Source organism: Aquitalea sp. ASV11, assembly GCF_016429185.1.
GTDB classification, from domain to species: domain Bacteria; phylum Pseudomonadota; class Gammaproteobacteria; order Burkholderiales; family Chromobacteriaceae; genus Aquitalea; species Aquitalea pelogenes.
In genome coordinates, this window is record NZ_JAELUD010000333.1 from 1 (window position 1) to 253 (window position 253).

1 pseudogene is annotated in these 253 nt (G+C 63.6%); it reads right to left on the reverse strand.

Annotated elements, in window-relative coordinates:
* A pseudogene (locus JHD62_RS22440) lies at window positions 1–253 on the reverse strand (hypothetical protein); the annotation flags it as partial.

A 253-nucleotide genomic window follows, 5' to 3' on the forward strand; every position in this document is an offset into this window, starting at 1 on the left:
ATTCACCGAGTGCATCAACGTTGGCGGCAGAATCGACAATGCAGCAGAAGCTGAAATCCGGGTCTGCCTGTTGCAGGCGGGCAATGATGCCCATATTGCCCTTGCCCACCAGTTGATTGGGCGGCAGCTGTCTCTTATACACATCTCCGAGCCCACGAGACGAACGCAATAATCGCGTATGCCGTCTTCTGCTTGAAAAGGGGGGGGGGGGGGGGGGGGGGGGGGGGGGGGGGGGGGGGGGGGGGGGGGGGGG